Here is a 24236-nt window from a genome sequence, read left to right as displayed (position 1 = left end):
CACGGCCGCACTGGCCACGGCACTCATGCGGCCCACCGTTGGCGCAGGCGCGCTAGCACGTCGTCGGCGTAGATGCGGCTGGACTGCACCAGCGCGAACTCGGCCATGTAGCGGCGGAAATCCTCCGGCGATTCCTCCGCCACCCGCAACATGCGCCGGTTGGGCGCGACGGCTTCGCTCTGCAGCTGCTGCACCGCACGGGCAATGGTCGCGTCCATCGCTTCGTCGTCGACGACATCGTCGGCCAGTGCGGCTGCGTCCGCTTCGTCGGCGCGAATGATGCGACCGCGCAGGATCATGTCGCGGCTGATCCGCTGGCCGGCACGGGCGGCCAGGCGCAGATTGGCCGACCCGGGGACGATGCCTTCCTTGGCCGCAGGCAGGACGAAATACGCCTGGCGCTCGGCCACCACATGGTCGAACACCAGCAACAGCTGCAAACCACCGCCGATGGCGAAGGCATCCACGGCCGCGACCCAGGGCTTCTCGATGCCCTGCTCGCGCGCATCGGCGCCCGGCCAGTGCAGTCCGCGCCGCAGTTTGTTGAGATAGGTGAACTCGCGGCGCAGCAGAAAGTCGACGAAGGAAATCCTGCCCTGGTACAGGTGCTGCAGATTGATGCCTGAGCAGAACACTCGCCGGCCCTGGTACTTGGGATGCTGCATCGTGTCGCCGCGCACCACGCCGACCTGGACCTCGTCGTCGAGCAAGGCCAGATCGACGGCGATTTCCATTGCCTCTGCCAGGGCGTTGTCCTCGGCGTTGAGGCCGGCCTGGTTGCCGACGGTCAGCCAGGCGGCGCCGTCGCGACGCTGCAAGTGGACCGGCCCGATCTGCAGCTGCGCCTCGCTGCGGAAGCGCGGCAGCAGCGACAGCGCTTGCGCGGTTGGCCGCAACAAGCTGTCGATCAGGTGATGCCCGCTATCCGGGTCACGCAGGACGCCCCATACGACGATGCCCTGCTCGATCTCCCAGCCTTCCTTCTCTGCCTGCAGGCGATCGTCTTCGCGCGCCCATTGCGCCTGGCTTGGCAACAGCCCGGGCGCGCACTCGGCCGCCGCCTGCAATAGCGTGTCCAGACGGAGGCTCACGGTGTGTTGCCGGGTGGCGTTTTGATACAGCCAGTGACCGTGGCGGCGCATGAAGTCCATGCGCGCGGCCCGGCAGCGCGCATGCACGGCGGCTGCCTGCTGGGTCTGCGCCGGATCGCGCTGCACCGGTGCGGGCAGCGCGGTCAGGACCTGCTCGCCCCACGCGGCCAACGCCGCAACCTGTTCCAGGTCCTCGCCCAGGCGCGTCATGCCGAGGCCATCTGCGGGGCATCCATGGCGTATGCGTTGGCATTGCTCGGCTCTGCGTGTCGCTGGCGCCGGCGCAGCTCCACATCGCAGGCGGCCAGATGTTGTCCCACCGCTTGCTCATAGGAATGGGCCGCACTTTCGAGCAGCAACAAGCGTCGGCTCGGCAGCATCTGGACATCGATGTCGGCCAATGCCGCCTGCCACTCGGCGATCGCTTCCTGCGGATCGTCGCTGAGCTGGTCGACCACGCCCAGCTGTGCCATCCGTGCGGCAGCCAATCGGGCTTCGAACAGGAACAGGCTGCGCGCCTGGGCGATGCCGACCCGCGTGCTCATGCGGCGCATCGCCATGCTCGGCCAGGCACCTTCGCTACTTTGCATGCAGATGCTGGCGCTGGGCGCGGCGATGCGATAGTCCACCGCCAGCAGAAGATCCAGCATGCCAGCCGAACAGGTGTCCTCGATCCAGGCCAGCGACATGCCGTCCAGGCGTTCGAAGCGGCGCATGGCTTTTTCCCAGCGGCCGACCAGGTCGAGATGGATCGGTCCCGGCCAGACCGCGCCGGGCAGTGGCATGCTGGCGCCGCGCAGGTGCAGGATCAGGACAGCGGGAGACACGGCGTCTTCGACCTCGTCACAGGCGGCATGCAACCGCTGGACCAGATCGTCGCTCATCATGCTGGCTGCATCCAGATGCAGATGCACGAGCTGCAAGGTGGGGCGTGAGGAAGTGTTCATGGGAGGTCCGCAGGGTCGATGAACAGGATCTGGCGCGCTACCAACGCAACAAGGCGGTCTCGATCGACGAACCCGGCCCCATCGTCATCATCACGCCCCAATCGCCGGGGTGGACCTGCCCTTCGTCGAGCAGGCGCGCGTAAGAGAACAGGAACGAGCCGCTGGACATATTGCCGTGATCGCGCAGCACGTTGATGGTGTGGCGCATGTCGTGGCTGGTCAGCATCAGGTTGGCGGAAATGGCATCGATGACCTTGCGCCCGCCCGAGTGCACCAACCAGTGGGCGATGTCGCGCCGCCGCAGCCCGGTTCCGTCCAGCAGCCGCTCGACCACCGTCGGTGCATTGGCGCCGACCACATAGGGAACATCCTTGTGCAGGCGAAACTGGAACTTGCCATGGCCGTCGTCCCAGACAAAGCGCATGGCGTCCAATGCTTCCGGGATCACCTGGCTGGCGAACTTGCAGACGCGCGGCCCATGATGGGCGTCGTCGGCATCGGCAATCACCGCCAATGCGGCAGCGCCGTCGCCGAACAGACTATTGACCACCGCCGTCTCCATGCCGTCGTCGTCGACATAGGCCGCCGAGCACACCTCGATGCATAACAGGATCGCGAGCTTGCCGGGGTTGGCATTGCTCCAGTTGACCGCGGCATTGAAGCCGTTCAAGCCGGCGTTGCAGCCCATGCCGACCACATCCAGGCGCACGCAGTCCTGGCGCAGACCCAGGCGCTGGATCAGCAGCGAGCTGAAGCCGGGCGTCAGCAATCCAGTCGTGGTCACGCAACACAGGTAGCGCACCTGGTCCAATGCCGCGCCGATCGACTGCAGGCAGCGTTGCAATGCACGCTCGCCGATCTCCAGGCCGATCGCGCGGTGCTTGTCGAGCAGCTCGGCTTGGGATTCCCGCGGCGCCGTGCCGCCGTCGTCGCGTGGCGGCAGCACCAGGTTGCGGGCATCGATGCCATTGCGCAGGAACACCAGCCGCCGACGTTGATCCTCGATCCCGAAGCGCTCCAGCACATCCGGTTGCGAATAACGACTGCCAGGGGTGGCGGTGCCAACGCCGCGAATGCGGGGCGCGACCGCCGGTGGCGCGCTCGGTGATGCAACATGCGCAGTGGGGTTCATGCGGTTCGGAGTTCCAGCGTTGCCCAGGATGGATCGCCAATCGATGTGGGCGACAGCGATGGCGAGCATGGTGGTCGAGCCACCCTCGGGCGACTTGCTCGGATGCGCCGATGAGTTGCCTGGCAGCGTCAGTGCTTCCAGGGCGAACCGCATGCGGCGCACTACCCGCTCCGCAGCGCTGACGGCCAGCGCATCTCAACGTGCATAACACGCGCGAAGCAGGGCCGCGAAAGGCAACTGACCGTCACGGCCAGACAAGTGCGCCGCGGAACAGCGCGCTACAACGTTCGCCACGCAAGGCCATAGAGTCGAGTCAGATACGTGCAAGGCCCGATGTCGCTGAACCTGCTGCAGTCCAAACCCCTCAGACCCCACCGCTCATCCACCGTTTGCATCCGTGCGCTGTGGTCTCGCGCGCAGCTGCGCAAAGGCCGCGCCTGTCATGGATAAAGTGCTGAACACCCTGCCCGCTTCGTTCGTGCAGAAGCGCATGTGGCTGCTCGCCCGGTTGGACCCACAGGCCTCCACCACGTATCACATCGCCAATGGCGTGCGGCTGATCGGCGCGCTCGATGTCCGCGCCCTGCAGGAGGCGCTGGACCAGATCGTCGCTCGACACGAGGTGCTACGGACCAGCTTGTTGGAGGTCGATGGCCGCATCCGTCAACGCATTCACGCACACGCCACGTTTCCGCTGGTGTTGGAGGACTTGACGACAACGCAAGCCGATGCCGATGCGATTGCGCGGATCGTCCGCCAGGACGCCACACGTCCGTTCGACTTCGAGGCCGGTGCGCCCGTCCGTGGCCGGCTGCTCAAGATCGGCGCGCAGGAGCACGTACTGCTGTTGACCTTCCATCACATCGCCTGCGACGGCTGGTCGATCGGGGTCTTGCTGCGTGAGTTGGAAGCGCTGTATGGCGCATTCGTTCGGCACGAGCAACCGACCTTGCCGCCCTTGCCGATCCAGTATGCCGACTATGCGATCTGGCAAGGGGAGCAGTTGCAGGGCGAGATGCTCGCCGCGCAGCTGGCGTTCTGGACCACGCAACTGGCGGGTGCTCCGACGCTGCTGGCCTTGCCCACCGACCGGCCACGCCCTGCCCTGCAGGACTATCGCGGCGCTGCGGTCGAAGGGACGCTGCCGCTGGAACTGACAGAACAGCTCAACGCCTTGGCACGGCGGCATGGCTGTTCGCTATTCATCGTCTTGTTGGCGGCGTGGGCGCTGCTGTTGGCGCGCATCAGCGCCAGCGACGAGGTCGTGATCGGCACGCCGGTCGCCGGTCGGACGCATCCGGACCTGGAAGCGTTGATCGGCTGCTTCATCAATACCCTGGCGCTGCGCTTCCAGGTGTCCGCTACGCCGACCGTGGCGCAATGGCTGGCACAGGTGCGTGAGCAGGTCTTGCAGGCGCAGGACCACCAGGAGTTGCCGTTCGATCGCGTCGTCGAGGCGCTGCAGCCCAGCCGCAGCCTGAGCCATACACCCCTCTTCCAGGTGATGTTCAGCCTGGATGCGTTCAGCGCCGATACGTCGTTGCAACTGCCCGACCTCTGCCTGGAGCGGTTGCCAACGGCGGCGGACAGTTGCGCGTTCGACCTGATCCTGGCGATGCAGGAGTCGCCTGCCGGGCTGCATGCCTGCCTCAAGTATCCCGTCGCGCTGTTCGAACGCGCGACCGTCGAACGCCATCTGGCCCAGTTCGAAGCGCTGCTGCAGGGCATGGTCGGTAACGATTTGGCGTGCATCCAACGGCTGCCCTGGCTGCCGCAGAGGCAGCGCGAGCAGCTGCAGTGCTTCAACGCGACCGCAGCCGAGCTGCCTTGCGCGACGACCCTTCTCCAGGCCCTGCATGCCAAGGTGCAGCGCACGCCCCAGGCAATCGCCCTAATCGACGGAGAGCGCCGCCTGACCTATGCGCAGCTGTGGGACCAGGCTGCCAGCCTGGCGGCGCAGCTGCAGCAGCATGGCCTGGCACCGGGGCAGCCGCTGGCCTTGCTGCTGCCGCGCTCTGCCACACTCGTGGTGGCGCAACTCGCGGCGTTGCGGTGCGGCGCCCACTACGTGCCCATGGATACGGAGCAGCCCGCCGAGCGTCTCGGCAAGTTGCTACGCGACTGCCGCGCGCGCCTGGCCCTGGTGCCTGCGCAGGCCCAGCAGCCGGAACTGGCGGGTCTGCACTGCCTGGATCCAGAGCGATTGCTGGGGGAGGCAGCTGCGCCCCTGCAGGCACTGGCGGGCCATCCGCGCGATCTGGCCTACGTGATGTACACCTCCGGTTCCACCGGCATGCCCAAGGGCGTGGCGATCTCGCATGCGGCCGTGCTCAATCTTGTTCTGCAGGACGGGCCGGCACGCTTGCGCGCCGACGATCGTGTCGGCTTTGCGTCCAATCCGGCCTTCGACTCGGCCACGCTCGAGGTCTGGGGCAGCTTGCTCAACGGCGCCAGCGTGGTCGTGGTGCCGTCACCGGTCGCGCGTGACCCGCAGGCGCTAGGCGCCTTCCTGAGCCGTGAGCGCATTTCGGTGCTGATCCTGGTGGCCGGCGTGCTGCGCGCTTACGCGCCGTTGATTGCCGCGCCACTGAGCGCGCTGCGCCTGCTGGTGACTGGCGGCGATGTCGCTGATCCGCATGCCATCGCGCAGGTGCTGGGCGCCGCTGGCCCGGTACGCGTGCTGCAGACCTATGGCCCCACCGAAAGCACTCAGTTCGTCACTGCGGTGGGCATCGACAGCGCGCCCGATCCAGGCCAGCGCGTGCCGATCGGCCGGCCGCTGGCCAATCTCCGTCTGTACGTGCTCGACCGCGATGGGCAGCCGGTGCCGATCGGTGTGATTGGCGAGCTGCACATCGCCGGCGCGCAATTGGCCCAGGGCTATCTGCATCGTCCCGACATCAGCGCCGAGCGCTTCGTCCCCGATCCGTTCGCCGAGCGTCCCGGCGAGCGCATGTACCGCAGCGGCGATCTGGCGCGCTGGCGTGCCGACGGCAGCCTGGAATTCCTCGGCCGCAACGATGCGCAATTCAAGCTGCGGGGCTTCCGCATCGAACCTGGCGAGATCGAGGCGGCACTTCGCGCATGCTCGGGCATCCGTCAGGCGGCGGTCTTGCTGCGCGAGGACGACGGCCACAAGCGGATGGTGGCCTACCTGGTCTGCGAGGACGCGCCGAATGCCGAGCGCTTGCGTGCGGCGTTGGCTGAGCACCTGCCGGACTACATGATCCCCGCCGCTTACGTGCGCCTGGACGCGCTGCCGCTGACCGTCAACGGCAAGCTGGATCATCGCGCCCTGCCCGCCCCGGACGCCGACGCGCTGGCCTTGCAGACCTATGCGCCGCCCGAAGGCGACCTGGAGACGCGACTGGCCGCGCTGTGGTGCGAGTTGCTGGGCATTGCCCAGGTCGGCCGCCATGACGATTTTTTCGCGCTGGGCGGGCATTCGTTGCTGGCAGTGCAGCTCGCCTCGCGCATCCGCCTGCGGCTGGGCCTGGCCATCGGCCTGGCCCAGTTGTTTGCGCACCCGCGTCTTGCCGATCTGGCTGCAGCCCTGGCGGCCGCATCGAGCGACGACCAACCGAGAATCGTGGCCAGTGCGCGCACTGGCCCACTGCCGCTGTCGTTTGCCCAGGAGCGCCTGTGGTTCCTGCACACCCATGGCGACAGCGGCAGCGCCTACACGCTCGCCTACGCTTTGCGCCTGCAGGGCGCACTCGACGCCACCGCGCTCTGCCGCGCCCTGGACCGGATCGTCGAGCGTCATGAGGCGCTACGCACGCACTTCATCGTGGTGGACGGCCATCCGCAGCAGGTGATCGCGCCGGCCAGCGACGGATGTGCCCTGAACCGGCACGACCTCAGTACCGACAGCGATCCGCTGCAGTCGGCGCATGCGTATGCCGACGCCGAGGCGCAGCTGCCGTTCGACCTGGCCAGCGGGCCGTTGCTGCGCGCCAGCCTGTTGCGGCTGGACCAGCAAGACCATGTGTTGCTGTTGACCGCGCATCACATCATCGCCGATGCCTGGTCCGGCGCAGTGCTGGTCAATGAGTTGAGCGCGCTGTATGCCGCGTTCGCCCAAGGCTTGCCTGATCCGCTGCCGCCGCTGGACATCCAGTACCCCGACGTCGCTCTGTGGCAACGGCGCTGGATCGCCGGCGAGCGCCTGCAAGGCCAACTCGACCATTGGGTCGCGCATCTGCGCGGCGCGCCGGCGCTGCTGGAATTGCCAACCGACTTCGCGCGCCCCGCGCGGCCGGATCATCGCGGCGAGGTGGTGAACTTTCATCTCGACGCCGCACAGACGGTCGCATTGAAGGCGCTCGCCCAACGCCACGGCGCCACCTTGTTCATGGTGATGTTGGCGGCCTGGGCCGCACTGCTCGCACGCTTGTCGGGCCAGCGCGACGTGGTGATCGGCACGCCGATCGCCAATCGCCAGCAGGCCGAGCTGGAGCCGTTGATCGGCTTGTTCGTCAACTCGCTGGCACTGCGCATCGACTTGCGAGGCGATCAGAGCGTGGCCGCGCTGCTGGCGCAAACGCGCGCCACGACGCTGGCGGCGCAGGCCTGCCAGGACGTGCCGTTCGAGCAGGTGGTCGAAGCCCTCAACCCGGTGCGCAGCCAGGCGCACAATCCGGTGTTCCAGGTGATGTTCGCCTGGCAGAACGCGCCGGCCGGCACGTTGGCGTTGCCTGGTCTGGCGGCGGAGATGTTGCCCGGGATCCATCGCGCGTCGCAGTTCGATCTCGAACTGTCGATGCAGGAAAGCGGCGATGGCATCGTCGGCGCCCTGGGCTTCGCCACCGCCTTGTTCGCGCGCAGCAGCATCCAGCGCCATCTGCGCCAGCTGTTGCTCCTGCTTGAACGCATGGCCGCCGACGAGACGCTGCCGGTCCGTGCACTGTCGGCGATTTCGCCTGCCGAGCGGGCGTTGCTGCAGGACTTCAATGCGCCCGCCACGCTGGTCGCCAGCATCGGCGGGGGCGCGCATGCGTTGTTCGAGCGCCAGGCACGCCGCACGCCGACCGCGATCGCCCTGATCGATGGCGAACGCCACCTGTCCTATGCCGAGCTCGATGCCGAGGCCAACCGCCTGGCACATCATTTGATCGCCCTCGGCGTTGGCCCGGACAGCCGCGTCGCACTCTGCCTCGGCCGTTGCGCCGAGCTGGTCGTGGCGGTGCTGGCAACCCTGAAATCCGGTGGCGCCTATGTGCCGCTGGACCCGACCTACCCACCGCTGCGGCTGGCGCACATGCTCGCCGACAGCGCACCGTGCGTGGTCCTGACCGATGCGCAGAGCGCCGCGGCGTTGCAGATGCAGTCCGACATCCCGCTGGTAGCGCTGGATCAGCCGCAATCGCCGTGGCACACGCAAGCTTCCAGCCCCCCTGAACGTACCGCGCTGCAGGCCGAACACCTGGCTTATGTGATCTATACCTCGGGCTCCACCGGCACCCCGAAGGGGGTCATGGTGTCCCACCAAGGCTTGATCGCGCGCCTGCACGCCCTGATCGACGCGTACGGAATAGCGGCGCATGACCGCATGCTGCAATTTGCCACGTTATCGTTCGACGCTTCGGTCGAGGAGATCTTCGGTGCACTGTGCAGCGGCGCCAGCCTGGTGCTGCGCGACGATCGTTGGCTGGATACCGGTCGGTTCTGGCAGCGCTGCTCCAACGCCGGCATCACCATCGTCGATCTGCCGACCCGCTTCTGGGCACAACTGTGTGCGCAGTCGTTGCAGATTCCCGACTGCGTGCGCCAGGTCATCATTGGTGGCGAGGAACTGACCCCGGACATGCGTCAGATCTGGGTCCAGGGCACACGCACCGCGTTGCTGGATACCTATGGCCCCACCGAAGCCATCGTGGTGGCCACCGTCCAGGCGGTCGCCGCCGATACCCCGACCGGGATCGGCCGTCCGCTGCCGGGCACTCAGGCGCATGTGCTGGATCGGCATGCCCAGTTACTGCCGATCGGTGTACGTGGCGAACTGCATCTGGCCGGCACGGCGCTGGCGCGCGGCTATCTGGGCCGCCCCGACCTGACCGCCGAGCGCTTCATCCCCGACCCCTTTGCCAGCAGCCCCGGGCAGCGGATGTACCGCACCGGCGATCTGGCGTGCTGGCGCGACGATGGAACGCTGGCGTTTGTCGGCCGCGACGACCAGCAGCTCAAGTTGCGCGGTTTCCGCATCGAGCCCAGCGAAATCGAGGCGGCGCTGCGAACCGCAGCGGGCGTACGCGAGGCGGCAGTGCTGGTACACGAACCGCGCTCGGGCGAGCGTCGCCTGGTGGCCTACGTGGTTGCCGATACGCTGGTCGCCGACACGCTGCGCGCGCATCTGGCGGCCCGGCTGCCGAATTACATGCTGCCGGCCGACTACGTTCGGTTGGACACCTTGCCGCTCACTGCCAATGGCAAGCTCGATCGCCAGGCGCTGCCGGCAGTGGAGACCGCGCGCGGCGATCCGGCCGGTGCGCCACCCGAGGGAGCCGATGAAACTGCCCTCGCGCAGCTATGGGGCGAATTGCTAGGGATCGATCGGATCAGCCGCGACGACGATTTCTTTGCTCTGGGTGGGCACTCGCTACTGGCGGTGCAGCTGATCGCACGCGTGCGCGACCGCCTGGGTGTGGAACTGCGGATCGACGAGGTATTCGGCCACACGCGACTGCACGCATTGGCCCTGTGCCTGCAGCGCAAGGATCGCAGCCGCTGCGACGACGCCGGCACGATTGCCGTGGCCGACCGCGGGGCGCCACTGCCGCTGTCGTTCGCGCAGCAGCGCCTGTGGTTCCTCGACCGCTTCGACCCGAACAGCCAGCTCGCCTATTTGATGCCTGGTGCAGTCCGCTTGCGCGGTCCGCTGGCTGCTTGGGCATTGCAGCAGGCGCTGGACCGGATCGTGGCCCGCCACGAAGTGTTGCGGACCAGCATTGCGGTGGAAAACGACGAGCCGGTGCAGCGGATCGCGCCGGTACATACCGGCTTCCCGCTGCAGTGTCTCGACCTGAGCGCCCTGCCTGATCCGGAGGCTTCCGCCCGCGCGCACGCGGCAGAAGAAGTAGGCACCCGCTTCGATCTGGCACGCGCCCCCTTGATTCGTGGCCGCTTGCTGCGTCTGGCTGCACAGGAGCACCTGCTGCTGGTGACGATGCATCACATCGTCTCCGATGGTTGGTCGATGAATGTCCTGATCCGCGAGTTGAGCGAGCTGTACGCTGCCTTCGCGCAGGGCGCTGCCGATCCGTTACCGGCACTGCGCGTGCAATATGCCGATTACAGCCTCTGGCAACGCCGACGCATCACCGGCGAGGCGCTGGAGCGCCAGCGCGATTTCTGGCGCGGACATCTGCAAGACGCGCCGGCCTTGTTGGAATTGCCGACCGATTATCCACGCCCGGCACGCCAGGACCACGCGGGCGAGCTGGTGCAATTCGCGCTGGACCGTGCCGACACCGCCGCACTGATGCAGCTTGGCCAGCGTCACGGCACGACTGCGTACATGACCTTGCTGGCGGCTTGGGCGGTCCTGTTGTCGCGTCTGGCCGGCCAGGCCGAGGTCGTGATCGGCACGCCGGTCGCCAACCGGACCCACGCCGAGCTGGAGCCGCTGATCGGCTTCTTCGTCAATACGCAGGCACTGCGGGTGGATCTGGCACGCAATCCGAGCGTGGCAGAACTACTGGCGCAGGTGCGCTCCACCGCGTTGGCGGCGCAGGCACACCAGGACTTGCCGTTCGAGCAGCTCATCGAGACGCTCAACCCCGCACGCAATTTGGCCCATCATCCAGTGTTCCAGGTCATGTTCACCTGGAACAGCCGCGCTTCCAGCGACCGCGAACTCGCCCTGCCCGGACTGCAATTGGAACACGTACCGCAGACGCTGGCCTCGCTCAAGTTCGACCTGGACCTGATGCTCGAAGAGCGGGACGGCTGCATCGTCGGCACCCTCGGGTATTCCAGCACGCTGTTCAAACGCACCACGGTGCAACGCTGGCTGGGGTGCTTTGCCCGACTGCTGCAAGCCTTTGCGTACGACGATGCCGCCCGCGTCTTGCAGTTGCCGTGGCTGGAGACGCCACAGCGGCAGCGACTGGCCGGTTTCGGCACAGGCGCCATCGCCACCGTGCCGGAACACACGCTGCCGCAGGTGTTCCAAGCGCAGGTGCGGCGCGCGCCGGATGCCATCGCCGTGGTGTGCGGTCAGCGTTCGCTGAGTTATGCCGCACTCGATGCCCATGCCAACGCGCTTGCCCAGCGCCTGCTGACATTGGGTGTGCGTGCCGGCGAGCGCGTGGCGATCGTCTTGCCGCGATCAGCCGAGCTGATCGTCGCCGAGCTGGCCGTCCTCAAGTGTGGGGCGGCCTACGTGCCGCTGGACAGTGCGCATCCCGAACAGCGACTGCGTGCATTGATCACCGATGCGCAGGCGCGCGTGCTGATTGCCGTGCCTGACAGCGCGCTAGCGTCGATGGATGCGGTGGCGCATCTGAGCGTGGACGGCGTCGATACTGCCGCAACCCAGGCGCCGGCACCGACGATCAGGGTGGCGGAGACCGCAGCCGCCTATGTGATGTATACCTCCGGTTCCACCGGCGTGCCCAAGGGCGTGGTGGTGAGCCATGGCGCCGTGCTCAACCTGGTGCTGCAGGATGGACCGGCACGCTTGCGCGCCGACGACCGTGTCGGCTTCGCGTCCAATCCGGCGTTCGACTCGGCCACGCTCGAGGTCTGGGGCGGCCTGCTCAACGGCGCCACCGTCGTGGTCGTTCCTGCGGCAGTGATGCGCGAGCCGCTGGCGCTGGGCACATTGCTGGAACGCGAACGGCTGTCGGTGCTGATCCTGGTCGCCGGCGTGTTGCGCGCCTACGCGCCGTTGATCGCGCCGCACTTGGGCGCGCTGCGACAGTTGCTCACCGGTGGCGATGTCGCCGATCCGTCGGCACTGGCACAGATACTCAACGCCGGCGGTCGAGCCAGCGTCGTGCAGACCTACGGCCCGACCGAGAGCACGCAGTTCGTCACTGCACTGGTCTTGGACGCTGCGCCCACGCCGAGCCAGCGCGTACCGATCGGTCGTCCGCTGGCCAATGCGCGGCTATACGTGCTCGACCGCTATGGTCAGCCAACGCCGATCGGTGTCGCCGGGCAATTGCACATTGCCGGGCCGCAGCTGGCGCATGGCTATCTGGGTCGCCCCGACCTGACCGCCGAACGCTTCGTGCCCGACCCGTTTGCCCAGCAACCCGGCCAGCGCATGTACCGCAGCGGCGATCTGGCGCGCTGGCGCGACGATGGGCTGCTGGACTTCCTCGGTCGCAACGACGCCCAGGTCAAGATCCGTGGCTTCCGCATCGAGCCAGGCGAGATCCAGGCGGCGCTGCGTGCCTGCGAGGGCGTGCGTGACGCAGTGGTTGTCGCGCGCAATGACACTGGCGAAAGCCGCTTGGTCGCCTATGTGGTCGCCGATCAGCACGCCATGCGTGCGGAACCGGCAACGCTGCGCGCCCAACTTGCCGCGCGCCTGCCCGACCACATGCTGCCAGCCGCTTACGTGCCGCTGGATGCATTGCCGCTGACACCCAACGGCAAGCTCGATCGCGCCGCACTCCCGGCACCGGACGATCAAGCGCTGGAGTTGCACGCCTATGTCGCGCCCGAAGGCGCGTTTGAACATGTGTTGGCAGCGCTCTGGAGCGAGCTGCTCGGGGTCGCACAGGTTGGCCGCCATGACGACTTCTTCGCCCTGGGTGGCCATTCGCTGTTGGCGGTCAGGCTGATCGAGCGCCTGCGCCGGCTCGGCTGGCAAATCGATGTGCGCACGCTGTTCGCCAGCCCGACCGTGGCCGCCTTGGCCGCCACCGTTCAGGCCTGGCAACAGGTTGAAGTGCCGCCCAATCCAATCGGCCCGGCGTGCACCCGCATCACCCCCGAGCTCTTGCCGCTGGTCGCATTGCGCCAGAGCGAGATCGACACGCTGGTGGCCCTGGTCGACGGCGGCGCGGCCAACGTACAGGACATCTACCCGCTGGCACCGCTGCAGGCAGGCTTGCTGTTCCACCACCTGAGCGATCCGCTGGCCGATCCCTATCTGCATTCGTCATTGCTCACCTTCCCGTCCCGCGCATCGCTCGATGCCTTCCTCGACGCGCTCGATCAGGTCATCGCCCGCCACGACATCCTGCGAACGGGTTTTGTCTGGCAGGGCTTGGCCGAACCAGTGCAGGTGGTCTGGCGCCAGGCCGTGCTCACGCGGCGTGTGCATCACTTCGACGGAGCTGATCCAGCCGACCAATTGCTGGCCTGGATGCACGCTGCCGACGCAGCACCTTGCTTGCACCGGGCACCGCTGATCCACGCCCATCTGACCCACGATGCAGCGGCCGGACGCTGGCTGCTCGGTTTGCAACACCACCACCTGGTGATGGACCACACCACCTTGGAGCTGATGATCGAAGAGATCGGCGCCCACCTGCAGCAACGTCAGCACACCTTGCCGGCACCGCTGCCGTTCCGCGATTTCATCGCCCATGCGCGCAGTGGCGAGTCGGCGCCGGAGCACAAGGCGTTCTTCACCGACATGCTGGCCGGCATCGACACCCCTACCGCGCCGTTCGGGGTACTGGCCCCGGTGCACGATCAGGACAGCGTCCAACAGATCCATCGGCCGCTGCCAACGGCGCTGGCCCGGTCGCTACGCGATCAGGGACGCCGCTACGGGCTCAGTCCCGCCAGCCTGTTTCACCTGGCCTATGCCCTGGTGCTTGCCCGCACCAGCGGCCGCGATGACGCGGTGTTCGGCACCATGTTGTTCGGGCGCATGAACGCCAGCGCTGGCGTGGACCGCGTGCTGGGCATGTTCCTCAATACCTTGCCGATCCGGCTCGGCGACGCCCACCACAGCGTATTGCAGGCCGCACGTCAGACCCAGCTGTGCCTGGCGCGTCTGCTGCATCACGAACACGCACCGCTGGCGCTGGCCCAGCGCTGCAGCGCGTTGGATCCGTCGATACCGCTGCTTAACGCGCTGCTCAACTATCGCTATGCCGGCGGCAGCAACGTACTGACCGACGAACACGCAGCACACGCGCATCCGCTGCACGCAATGCAGGAGATCGGTGGTCAGGAGCGCACCCATTACCCACTGGTGATCTCGGTCAACGACGAACAGGCCAGCGGCGGGTTTTCGCTGGACGTGCGGTGCGTGGAGCAGATCGGGGCCGAACGCACTGCAGCCATGATGCTGCAAGCCCTGCACGCCTTGGCCATGGCGCTGGAACAGGCACCGGACACCGCACTGCGCGCGCTTGCGCTGGTGCACCAAGACGAAGAATCGCAACTGCAGGCGTTCAACGCCACGGATGCCGACCTGCCCGACCGCGGCTATCTGCACCACCAGATCGAAGCACAGGCCCGGCGCACGCCGCAGGCCATTGCCCTGGTCCAAGACGATACCAGGCTGAGCTACGCCGAGCTCGACGCGCGTGCCAACCAGCTCGCCCACCACCTGATCGCAGTGGGCGTTGGCCCCGAGTCATACGTGGCGCTATGCCTGCCGCGCGGCATCAACGTGGTTGTGGCCATCCTGGCCGTGCTCAAAGCCGGCGCGGCCTATGTGCCGATGGACCCGGCCTACCCCGCAGACCGCCTGGCTTACATGCTGCAAGACTGCGCACCGGCAGTCTTGCTCAGCGAGCGCGCCTGCGCGGCATCGCTGCCCACACCGTCCGCGATGCCGGGGCTGCACGTGCTGTGGCTGGATGCGCCACTGCACCCCCACCCACTCAGCGCCTGCAGTCCAGACGTCACGATCCATCCGGATCAGCTGGCCTATGTCATCTACACCTCCGGCTCCACCGGGCAGCCCAAAGCGGCGCAAGTCACGCACAAGGGTCTCAGCAACCTGCTGAGCTGGTGGGTCAACGACGTGGGGGCGAACGCCGATGACGGGGTCTTGCTGGTGAGCTCCATCAGCTTCGACCTGAGCCAGAAAAACATCTTTGGCCCATTGATCGTAGGTGCAACGCTCTTCCTGGCGCCAAGCGCGTTCGATGCGAGCCAATTGCTCACCTGCATCGACCGATGTGGTATCGCCTACTTGAACTTGGCCCCGAGCGCCTTTCACGCGCTCATCGAGGCCGACGACGACCACAAGATGCGCTGCGTGCGGCGCGTGGTGTTAGGCGGCGAGCCCATCCAGACGGCCATGCTGCAGAAGCTTCCCGAACCCAGGCCGCAGTTCGTCAATAGCTATGGGCCCACCGAATGTACGGATGTCGTGGCCTGGCACGTGCTTCAGGAGCCCTTGCATCGCTACGCGGAGACGGTGCCCATTGGCAAACCGCTCGCCAATGCGCGCATCCACATTTTGGATACCCACGGCCGGCCAATGCCCATCGGCGTCGCCGGTGAGTTGCACATCGCTGGCATCCAGGTCAGCCGTGGCTATCTCAATCGCCCAGGCCTGACCGCCGAGCGCTTCATCCCTGATCGTTTTGGCCCGCCTGGCCAGCGTATGTACCGCACGGGTGACATGGCACGCTGGAACGCCGATGGCACCATCGACTTCCTCGGCCGCAATGACCACCAGCTCAAGCTGCGTGGCGTCAGAATCGAACCCGGTGAGATCGAGGCCGTCCTACTCGCCTGCCCCGGCGTGCGGAAGGCCGTGGTCATCGCGCGCGAAGATGTCCCTGGCGATACCCGCTTGGTCGCCTATGTCGTCGGCGACACCGACGCGTTGAGCGCCGACACCTTGCGCAACCAGCTGGCTGCGCGCCTGCCAAACGTGATGGTCCCAGCGGTCTACATCCAGCTGGACGCGCTACCGCTCACCGCCAATGGCAAGCTCGATCGTCGCGCACTGCCCGCGCCAGATACCAACACGACCCCCGCTGTGGACTACCTGCCGCCGGCCAATGTGGTCGAACGCAGCTTGGCCAAATTGTGGGCAAACGTACTGGGTCGGCAACGTATCGGCCGCGACGATCACTTCTTCGAACTGGGCGGGCACTCGCTCTCTGCAATGCGGCTGATGACCTCGGCCAATCGTCTCGGCCTGCCGCTCACCCTCAACCTGCTGTACAGCCATCCGACCCTACGCATGCAGGCCGACTACCTGCTCGGCGGGACACATGCCTTGGGCAGTCGCGCCTTGGCTGCGCGTCGCCAGGGCACGCAGCTGCCGTTGTTTGTCGTGCCCACCGGCTTCGGCGATATTGGCTACGCGTTTGAACTTGCAGCCCATCTGGACCCGGACATCCCGGTCTACGCCCTGCCGTGGCCCGATCCGCTACCGGCCACGATGGAAGCGCTGGCCGCGCACATGGTCGAACTGATCGAGGCGGTGCAGCCGCACGGGCCTTATCGCCTGCTCGGTTACTCCTCCGGCGGCCTGCTCGCCTATGCCATCGCCCAGCACCTGTGCATGCACGATCAGTCGGTGGCGTTCGTAGGGCTGCTCGATTGCGATCTTCCATCGTCACCACCAGACACCGGCTCGCTCGATCACGCCATCGGCCAGGCGCTGGTGCGTCAACTCGAAGGCCTACTGCTGCACCGCCCCTATCAAGACCGCAACGACATTCAGGCGACCTTGAACGCGCTGCTGGATCGCATCCGCGACAGCGATTATCAGCACATGCTGCTGGCCTGCGAGAACGAACCGCTGCTTGCGCAATTGGCGGCCGAAGAACAGACCACCGTCGCGACCTTCCTGAGCACGTGCGTTACCAGCGCGAGCTTCGACCGACTGTGGCCCACGTACTTGGTCCAGGCGCTGCCAGTCGATTGCCGACTGTGTCTGTTCCAGGCCAGCGAGCCCACACCCGCCACCGACGCCGATGGCTGGCAACGCCTGTTGCCAGGGTGGCAAATCGAGCGATTCGCCGTCGGCGGCACCCATCACACGCTGATCGAAGCCGAGCATATCGCCGAACTCGGCCGGACCGTGACGCGCTCGCTTCAGCGTGCGCACTGCACGCCGGCACCGGCCAATGACCAGCTCGCTTTTCAGCTGCGTGGCGCTAGGGCGAAGCCAGGCGCACACCCTCCCTCGGTGGTCTGCGTTCCCGGCGCTGGCGACAGCGTGACCAGCTTCGTCGACCTGAGCAGCGCACTCGGCGATGGCTGCAACGTCATCGGCCTGCAGCCGCGCGGCACCGACGGCAGCTGCTTGCCCTTCGGCTCGGTCGAACTGGCTGCGCAGCACTATCTGGACGCCTTGCCCAGCGCGACGCAGTGCAGTTCAGCCTTGCACCTGATCGGCCATTCCTTCGGCGGCTGGGTCGTGTACGAGATGGCGCTGCGGCTGCATGCCCTCGGCCGTCCGCCCGCCAGTCTGACCCTGATCGACACGCCCTCCCCGAACCAGACCCTCGGGCCGCACGATTCCAGCCGCGACACCATCGTCGATCACTTCCTCGATGCCTTGCAGCTGCGTCTGCACGCTCCTCTGGGCGTCGACCGGCCCGCCCTGCACGGACTCGGCCAGGATGCGCTGCTGCAGGCCCTGCATCGGCTCATGGTCGAGCACGGCCTGATGCCGCCGCGCTCCGGGCCCGACGCGGTGCGCGGCAGCCTGGCCACCTTCGCGCATTGCTGTCGTACCACCTACATCCCCGCCAGGCCCTACCCGGGCACCTTGCATCTGGTGCTGGTGGCCGACACTCGCCTGCAGCCCGAGCAGCACGTGGCCGAGTACCTGCGCCTGCAGCAGGCATGGGCGCCCTACGCCGCCGACCTGCGGCCCTGGCACGGGCCAGGCAACCACATGAGCGTACTCGCCAGGCCGCACAGCCAGGCCCTGGCGCAATGGTGGATCGCCAACGTGCAACACGGCACACCTCCTTCTTCGACCGTCATTACGTCGGCTTCCCCGAGCACCACGGTGATTGCATGACCCCGTTCGATCTCGCTCCGGCGGCCCTCGGCACGCCCGTGCACCCGCTCAGTTCGGCACAGCAAGGCATCTGGCTCGGGCAACTGCTCGCACCGGACCGGCCCAGCTACAGCATCGGCTGCGTGATGCAGTTCGACGGCACGCTGCACCGTCAGGCCTGGGAACAGGCGGTCGCAGCGGTGATCGCCCGCCATGACGCGCTGCGTATCGTGCTGGTGGAAGGCTCGCCATTACCGAACCAACGCGTACTGGAGCATCTCCCGTTCGTGCTGCCCTGGCACGACTACACGAGCGATGCCCAGGGCGAGCAGCGCGTCCGCGAGCACATCCAGCAGGCGATGACCCATGCGTTCGGCGACGACGGCCAGCCGCTGTGGGAGATCCAATGGCTGCAAGCCTCCGCCACCCGTGGCTATTGCCTGTACCGCTGCCATCACATCGTCGCCGACGGTATTTCGATGGGCATGCTGGCGCGGCAGATCGTGGACGCCTACAACCAGCGCCTGCGCGAGCAGCCCGAGCCGGCAACGACGTCGGCGCCCTCGTTCCTGCACGCCATCGATGCCGACCGGGCCTATCTGCATTCCAGCCGTTACCGACGCGATCGGGACTACTGGCGCCAGCGCCTGCAGGCGCGGCCACAGCCGCTCTTTCCGAGCACGTCGGCCGCTCTGGGCCATCAGCGCAGCGTGCAGCTGCGCTGCGAGCTGGACACTCCGCTCTTTCTCGCGCTGAGCGCCCTGGCCGAGCGCCTGGGCGGCTCCTTCACCAGCCTGATCGTGGCCTGTTTGGTCAACGGCCTGGCCCGCCTGAACCACCACCAGGGCACGATCGCTCTCGGACTGGCCGTCCATAATCGCCACAATGCTGCCGAACGCGCCATGGTCGGCATGCTGTCCACGCAATTGCCGCTCTACCTTGCCGCGTCCCCGCACGCCGACCTTGCCACTGCCATGGGCGCCATCGCCAGCGCCTTGCGCCAGGCGCTGCGCCACGCGCGCTTCCCGCTGCACCATGCGTTGCGCGAGCTGGGCGAGGTGGGACAGCAGGCGCCGCGGCCGTTCGACCTCAGCGTGTCGGTCGAGGATTTCAGCGCACTGGGCGATGCACCGATCGCAGGCGGTGCCTGGCACATGCTGCCGCTGCACCCCGGTTACGAGGACACCGCGCTCGGCGTGTTCGTCCGCCGCTACAGCAGGCAGCATCCGGCCGTGCTGGAATTCAACGTCAACCCGGACCGGATGCCGGTGGCGCTGGCCGAACAGGTACTGCTCGCGGTGCAGCAGATGCTGCTGGCAGTGCGCGACGATCCGCATACGCCCATGTGGCGCTTGCCACTGCTGTCGCCATCGCAGCGCCAGCAGGTGCTCTACGCCTTCAATGAGCGTCCCGGCCAACCTGCCGACGACTGCCAGGTGCAGCAGGCATTCGAGCGCCAGGCCGCTGCCACTCCAGACGCCATCGCGCTGATACACGACGGTGCGACCCTCAGCTATGCCGCGCTGGAGGCCCAGGCCAACCAGCTGGCACATCACCTGGGCGCACTGGGCGTGGCCGCCGACGACCGCGTCGCCGTGTGCCTGCCGCGCGGCATCGCCATGGTCGTGGCGGTGCTGGCCGCGCTCAAGGCCGGTGCTGCCTATGTACCGCTGGATTCGACGTATCCGTCCGAGCGCCTGGCTTACCTGCTGCAGGACTGCCGGGCGTCGGTGCTGCTGACCACGCCGGCGTGCGCCGAGGCATTGAGCGTGCCCTCGGATCTGACCGTGGTCTTCGTCGATGCCGCGCAACCGGCATGGCAGGTCTTGCCGACCACCGCGCCGGCACGCGCCAGCTCGCCACTGCAGGCCGCGTACGTCATCTACACCTCCGGCTCCACCGGCCGCCCCAAAGGCGTGGCGATGCCGCATGGCCCGCTGCTCAATCTGCTGCACTGGGAAGCCGAGCACTGCGCCGCCGCGGGCCTGCAGGCCTTGCGCACCCTGCAGTTTTCCGCGCTCGGCTTCGATGCCAGCTTCCAGGAACTCTTCAGCACATTGGGGAGCGGCGGCAGCCTGGTGCTGATCGCCGATGCGCAACGGCGCGACGCGCACGCGCTGTACCGTCATGTCTGCGCCCAGCGCATCGAACGCCTGTACATGCCCTACATCGCCCTGCAGTCGCTGGCCGAGACGGTGCTGGCCGATCCGACGCTCGATGCGCTGGACTGCCCGCTGCGACAGGTGCTCACCGCTGGCGAGCAGCTGCGCATCACCCCGGCCATCCGTGCGTTCTTCGCCGCGCGTCCGGCCTGCCGGCTGCACAACTACTACGGGCCCACCGAGACGCACGTCGCCTCCGCCCACCTGCTGCCGGCAGACACCGCGCAGTGGCCGCTGCTGCCGCCGATCGGCAGCGCGCTGCCGCGCACGCCGTTGTATGTGCTGGATGCGCAGCGCCAACCGCTGCCGGTGGGCGCCATCGGCGAGCTGTACATCGCCGGCGTGCAGGTTGCGCGCGGTTACCTGCACCGGCCGGCATTGACCGCCGAGCGTTTCGTCGCCGATCCGTTCGCCGAGCACCCAGGCCAGCGCATGTACCGCACTGGCGATCTGGCGCGCTGGCGTGCCGATGGCGAGGTCGAGTTTCTTGGCCGCAACGACGACCAGGTCAAGCTGCGCGGCTACCGCATCGAGCCGGGCGAGATCGAGGCGGCGTTGCAGGCGTGTCCCGGCGTGCGCGAGGCGGCGGTGCTGCTGCGCGAGGATCGCCCGGGCGACAAGCGCCTGGTCGCCTATCTGGTCGGCGATGGACTGCAGGTCGAGCAGGTGCGCAACCGGCTCTCCACGCACCTGCCCGAGTACATGGTGCCGAGCGCCTATGTGGTGTTGCCGGCCATTCCGACCACCACGCACGGCAAGCTGGATCGCCAGGCGCTGCCAGCGCCGGATGCCAACACTCTGCGCATGCCGGACTACGCCGCGCCCGAGGGCGAACGCGAGCAACTGCTCGCCGCGCTGTGGTGCGAACTGCTCGGCGTCGAACGCATCGGCCGCCACGACAGTTTCTTCGCGCTCGGCGGTCACTCGCTGCTGGGCGTGCAACTGATCTCACGCCTGCGCAGCGCGCTGGGTGTCGAACTGCCGCTTGCCACGCTGTTCGCCCAGCCGCGCCTGGCCGAGCTGGCCGGTGCGCTCGCGCAGGCCGCGCGCAGCGCCCTGCCGGCCATCGTGCCGGCCGACCGCAAGGGGCCACTGCCGCTGTCCTTCGCCCAGCAGCGGCTGTGGGTGCTGGGCCAGGTCGATGCGCGTGCCGACCTGGCCTATCTGATGCCCGGTACCGTCGCCTTGCGCGGGACGCTGGACGTGGCCGCACTGCGGTGGGCGCTGGACCGCATCCTCGCTCGCCACGAGGCTTTGCGTACCCGCTTCGTCGCCAGCGACGACGGTGCCGTGCAGGTCATCGCTCCCGCCGAGACCGGCCTGGCGCTGGAGCGTATCGACCTGCGCCAGGACGCCGACCCGCAAGCCGCCGCACAGCGTCATGCCGAGCAGGAGAGCGTCCAGGCGTTCGACCTGCGACAGGGGCCGCTGTTGCGTGCCCGGCTGTTGCAGTTGGCCGACGACGCGCATCTGCTGCTGGTCACGCTGCACCATCTGGTCGCCGATGGCTGGTCGATCGGGGTGCTGCTGCAGGAGCTGGGCGCGCTGTACACCGCGCGCGTGCACGGCCAGCCCGATCCGCTGCCGCCGTTGCCGATCCAGTACGCGGACTACACCCTGTGGCAGCGTCGCTGGATCGATGCAGCGCAGCTGCAACGCGAGCGTCAGTTCTGGTGCGACCACCTGCGCGAGGCACCTGCGCTGCTGGAGTTGCCCACCGATCGGCCACGCCCGCCCGAGCAGGACTATGCCGGCGCCGCCATCGCGGTGACCATCGATGCCGCGCGCACCCAGGCGCTGATCGCACTGAGCCAGCGGCATGGCGCCACGCTGTTCATGACCCTGCTCGCCGCCTGGGGCACGTTGCTGGCACGCCTGGCCGGCCAGAACCAAGTGGTCATCGGCACGCCGATCGCCCAGCGCACCCGCGCCGAGACCGCCGCGCTGATCGGCCTGTTCGTCAACACCCAGGCGCTGCAGATCGACCTGCGCGCCAACCCTTCGGTGGCCGAGCTGCTGGCCCAGGTGCGCCGCACCGCGCTGGCCGCCCAGGCACACCAGGAGCTGCCCTTCGAACAGTTGATCGAAGCGCTCAACCCGGTGCGCAGCCTGGCACATGCGCCGGTGTTCCAGGTGATGTTCACCTGGCAAAACACTCCGCAGGTGGCGTTGGCGCTCGCGGGCCTGCACAGCGAAGTCCTGCCCGGCCCCACCCGCGACGCCAAATACGATCTGGATCTGGAATTGCGCCAGGACGGTCAGTGCATCGTCGGCAGCCTGCGCTTTGCCACCGCCTTGTTCGATGCCGACACGATCCAGCGCCACTGGGACAGCTTCTGCGTGCTGCTCGATGGCCTGCTTGGCGATGCGCAGACACCGGTCAGTCGCTTGCCGCTGCTCGCTCCGACGCAACGGCAACCGTTGCACGCCTTGTATGCGGGCGATGCATCGGACGAGAGGCTCGCGGCCGCGCCAGGCGACGTGGTGCAGTGGTTCGCGCAGCAGGCCGCAGCCAGGCCGCAGTCGATTGCCCTGATGTGCGGCGATGCCACGCTGAGCTACCGGCAGCTCGACCGGCAGGCCAATCAGTTGGCACATCGGCTGCTCGCGCTGGGCGCGCGGCCGGATCGTTGCGTGGCACTGTGCCTGCCACGCGGCATCGCGCAACTGGTGGCCGTGCTGGCCGTGCTCAAGGCTGGCGCGGCCTACCTGCCGCTGGAGCCCGGCCAACCCGCCGAACGGATCGCCGCCGTCCTGGTCGATGCCCGCCCCGTGCTGGTGTTGGTGGACACGCCTGCCGACATCCCCTGCGCCGCCGATCTGGCCATCCCGGTGCAGGCCGTCGCCGCGCTGCAGGCCGCTGACGACGACGCGCCCGAGCACGCCCCGCCGCTGCCGCCGCCGCACCCACAGCAGTTGGCCTATGTGATCTACACCTCTGGCTCGACCGGCCAGCCCAAGGGCGTGATGGTCGCCCACCACGGTCTGCGCGCGCGCCTGGCTGCCCTGATCGATACCTACGGGCTCGGCCCGCAGGACCGCGTGCTGCAATTCGCCACGCTGGCCTTCGATGCCTCGGTCGAAGAAATCTTCGGTGCACTGTGCAGCGGTGCCACGTTGGTGTTGCGCGACGACGACTGGCTCGATACCGAACGCTTCTGGTCACGCTGCGCACAGGCGGGCATCAGCGTGGTCGATCTGCCGACCCGCTTCTGGGCACAGCTGTGTGCGCAGTCGCTGCAACTCCCCGACTGCGTACGCCAGGTCATCATCGGCGGCGAAGCGCTGACGCCAGCGATGCGGCACCGTTGGCTGCAGGGCACGCGCACGCCGTTGCTGGACACCTACGGCCCCACCGAAGCCATCGTGGTGGGCACCGTCCAGGCAGTGGCTGCCGACATGCCGACCGGTATCGGCCGTCCGCTTGCCAGTACGCAGGCGCATGTGCTGGATCGCCACACCCAGCCGTTGCCGGTCGGCGCGCGCGGCGAGCTGCATCTGGCCGGCACCGCACTGGCACGCGGTTATCTGGGCCGACCGGACCTGACCGCCGAACGCTTCGTGCCAGATCCCTTTGCCGCCACGCCGGGCACGCGCATGTATGCGACCGGCGACCTGGCCTGCTGGCGTGGCGATGGCAGCCTGAGCTTCCTCGGGCGCAATGATCGCCAACTGAAGCTGCGCGGCTTCCGTATCGAGCCCAGCGAGATCGAGACGGCATTACTGACTTGTCCCGATATTGAGGACGCCGTCGTACTGCCGCGCGAGAGGCCTTCCGGCGAGTTCGATCTGGTGGCCTACGTCGTGGGTGCACAGGTTGAGACAGCCGCATTACGCGACGACTTGCGCGGCGTGTTGCCGGACTACATGCTGCCAGCCGCCGTCGTACGCCTGGACGCACTGCCGTTGACGCCCAATGGCAAGCTGGATCGGCGTGCACTGCCGGCCCCCGACCACGATGCGCTTGACGCATCGACCTACGTTGTACCCGCGGGCGCGCTGGAAGTCCTG

At 67.6% G+C, this 24236-nt stretch carries 5 protein-coding genes; 2 read left to right on the top strand and 3 right to left on the bottom strand.

The genetic code is table 11. From position 1 onward, the window contains the following. Positions 1-23 precede the first annotated feature (23 nt). Genes CKY51_RS18715 through dpgA form a run of 3 tightly spaced genes read right to left on the bottom strand, consistent with a single transcriptional unit; the run spans position 24 to position 3323 of the window. Positions 24-1301, bottom strand: a complete 1278-nt coding sequence (locus CKY51_RS18715) for an enoyl-CoA hydratase/isomerase family protein (protein WP_022973005.1) — start codon at positions 1299-1301, stop codon at positions 24-26. After that, positions 1298-2038 carry an enoyl-CoA-hydratase DpgB gene (gene dpgB, locus CKY51_RS18710; protein WP_022973004.1) on the bottom strand — a complete coding sequence of 247 codons (741 nt, stop codon included), beginning with the start codon at positions 2036-2038 and terminating at the stop codon, positions 1298-1300. The genes CKY51_RS18715 and dpgB overlap by 4 nt, the downstream gene beginning before the upstream one ends. A 37-nt stretch (positions 2039-2075) precedes the next feature. Further along, positions 2076-3323 (bottom strand): 3,5-dihydroxyphenylacetyl-CoA synthase DpgA, encoded by a 1248-nt coding sequence (dpgA, locus tag CKY51_RS18705; protein ID WP_022973003.1) that lies wholly within the window; start codon positions 3321-3323, stop codon positions 2076-2078. Between the two features lie 289 nt (positions 3324-3612). Here dpgA and CKY51_RS18700 point away from each other — a divergent pair, with 289 nt between their 5' ends. Both CKY51_RS18700 and CKY51_RS18695 read left to right on the top strand, forming a co-directional pair. Continuing rightward, the gene (locus tag CKY51_RS18700) at positions 3613-18084 is read left to right on the top strand and encodes a non-ribosomal peptide synthetase (protein WP_022973002.1); all 14472 of its coding nucleotides are present in this window, start codon (positions 3613-3615) and stop codon (positions 18082-18084) included. Continuing rightward, a partial coding sequence (locus CKY51_RS18695) for a non-ribosomal peptide synthetase (RefSeq protein WP_170292351.1) occupies positions 18081-24236 on the top strand: 6156 nt, incomplete at its 3' end. The genes CKY51_RS18700 and CKY51_RS18695, both read left to right, overlap by 4 nt.

The sequence above is a fragment of the Xanthomonas maliensis genome, assembly GCF_009192945.1.
Taxonomy (GTDB): domain Bacteria; phylum Pseudomonadota; class Gammaproteobacteria; order Xanthomonadales; family Xanthomonadaceae; genus Xanthomonas; species Xanthomonas maliensis.
Note: the sequence above shows the minus strand (reverse complement) of the source record. Positions and strands in the feature narration are given on the sequence as shown.

What these genes read in the sequence shown, in the direction of transcription:
- CKY51_RS18715 (WP_022973005.1), bottom strand. Translation starts at nt 1,301, where the DNA reads ATGACGCGCCTGGGCGAGGACCTGGAACAGGTTGCGGCGTTGGCCGCG.
- dpgB (WP_022973004.1), bottom strand. Translation starts at nt 2,038, where the DNA reads ATGAACACTTCCTCACGCCCCACCTTGCAGCTCGTGCATCTGCATCTG.
- dpgA (WP_022973003.1), bottom strand. Translation starts at nt 3,323, where the DNA reads ATGCGGTTCGCCCTGGAAGCACTGACGCTGCCAGGCAACTCATCGGCG.
- CKY51_RS18700 (WP_022973002.1), top strand. Translation starts at nt 3,613, where the DNA reads ATGGATAAAGTGCTGAACACCCTGCCCGCTTCGTTCGTGCAGAAGCGC.